Source organism: Azospirillum griseum (assembly GCF_003966125.1).
GTDB classification, from domain to species: domain Bacteria; phylum Pseudomonadota; class Alphaproteobacteria; order Azospirillales; family Azospirillaceae; genus Azospirillum; species Azospirillum griseum.
Genome location: NZ_RXMA01000064.1, coordinates 3,933 through 5,585, shown reverse-complemented (window position 1 = coordinate 5,585; position 1,653 = coordinate 3,933). Strand labels below are relative to the sequence as shown.

The window sequence follows — 1,653 nt, the reverse complement described above, 5'->3', positions numbered from 1 at the left end:
GGGATCATGCCAGGGCACCGACGACGGCCGCCGGGCTCATGGCCGCCGCCGCAAGCGGCAATGGCTCAGAGGGGGCCACAACCGGCGGCTCCATCACGCTCGGCTCCGGCGTGATGGTCCCGCGACGAAGCCGGGCGGTTCGGCCACGGACGTCCCGCCGACCTTCATCAGGTCCCGCCAGCGATACAGCAGGCATTCGTGCACGCCCAACCGACGGGCCGACTCCGTCACCACCACGCCGGGCCGAAACGCCCCCTCCACCATCCGCACCTTCTCCGCCGGCGTGCAACTCCGCCGCCGTTCCCGGCCCGTCAAGACCTCGACCCGCTCATAAGCCATGACGTTTGCAACTCGTTTGCGGCCGCGCGATGATGCGCAACGCAAAACTCGGACGTCGGACCCTACTTTGCCAAGGCGGCACTCACCCGAGGCGTACGGCGAAGCCGACCGCCACGGAAGCGGAGGCGGAAACGGTAAGGCGGCGATGGCCCAGGCGACGGCGCCGATGCCCAAGATGCCCGACGCGGCGGCCTTGGCCAAGGCGTACCGCCTGGTCGTCGACAACCTGATGACACTGGACGGTGGCGCCCGGATGACCGAGGTGGTTCGCCGCATCGTCACCAGAGTGACCCTGACACCGGAACCGGTTGACCACCTCGATAAACCGGCTTTGAGGGCCTGTTGAGGCTTCCGCGAGGGTCACAACGGTAGGAAATCAGGGTTTTCGGGGGCTGATGTCCTGATTTTGTCTGGAAATGTGGAAATATGCGGGGGTTTTGGCGCTATAGGGGCACAGTTTGCCCCTCGAGCCAGATCAAGCGTCGGAAATTGCAGGCGAGGTTGGCGATGCCGATCTTCACCGTGGCGCGTCCAAGGCCGATGGTGCGGATGAACAGCGCCATGCGCTGCTTCTGGTCGGCGAAGACATACTCGACGGCGGATCGCACCGCCGAGCGGGCGCGGTTGGCGCGTTGGTGCGGCTCCGGCATCGGCCGCCCCTTCGGCTTGCGGAAATGCACCATGCTGCGGCGGCCCGCCGCCGCGATGGCCGCTTCGTTGGCCTTCGAGCGGTAGGCGCTGTCCGCCCACACCCGGCTGTCGAAGGCGTCCGGATTGAGCAGGCCCGGCAGTTGCGCGCCGTCATGCCGTGCTGCGTCGGTGACGAGGAAGCGCCGGATCAAGCGGAACCGGCGGTCGATGTTGATGTGCGACTTGTAGCCGAACGCCGGGATCAGCAGCCCTTCCACCATGCGCGCCTCGGAACCGTCGAGCGCCGGTCCCGGCTTCGCCTTGCCCCGTCCCCGCTTCACCGTCCAGCGCGCTTGCGTGTCCTTCTGTCGCGCCTTGGCCGGTGGCCAGGGCGGGTCTTCCCCGTCACGGATTTGTCGCTTCTCCTCCCGGGTCAGCCGCTGCCTGGGCGCTTCCACGATGGAGGCGTCGACGACCTGGCCACCCAGCGCGAAGTAGCCGCGCTCCTTCAGGTCCGCGTCGAAGCGGGCGGACAGCCCTTCCATCGCACCCGCCGTCACCAGCGCCTCACGGAACAGCCAGATCGTCGTGCGGTCCGGAACCCGGTCGCCCAGCCCCAGACCGAGGAACCGCATGAACGACAGCCGGTCGCGCACCTGATACTCCGCCTGCTCGTCCGACAGA

The 1,653-nt window shown here is 67.8% G+C and carries 3 protein-coding genes; 1 reads left to right on the top strand and 2 read right to left on the bottom strand.

All coding sequences use genetic code 11. The annotated features are described in order from the left end of the window. Nucleotides 1-93: 93 nt before the first annotated feature. Nucleotides 94-339, bottom strand: coding sequence for a transposase (locus tag EJ903_RS27105; RefSeq protein ID WP_158628019.1), 246 nt, complete (start codon nucleotides 337-339; stop codon nucleotides 94-96). A gap of 145 nt (nucleotides 340-484) precedes the next feature. On the opposite strand from EJ903_RS27105, the gene EJ903_RS27100 reads away from it, so the two are divergent. Then, nucleotides 485-685 carry a hypothetical protein gene (locus EJ903_RS27100; RefSeq protein ID WP_158628018.1) on the top strand — a complete coding sequence of 67 codons (201 nt, stop codon included), beginning with the start codon at nucleotides 485-487 and terminating at the stop codon, nucleotides 683-685. 97 nt (nucleotides 686-782) lie between these two features. Here the strand turns inward: EJ903_RS27100 and EJ903_RS25840 are convergent. After that, the coding region (locus EJ903_RS25840; RefSeq protein ID WP_148105310.1) for a transposase at nucleotides 783-1,653 on the bottom strand (871 nt) is incomplete at its 5' end.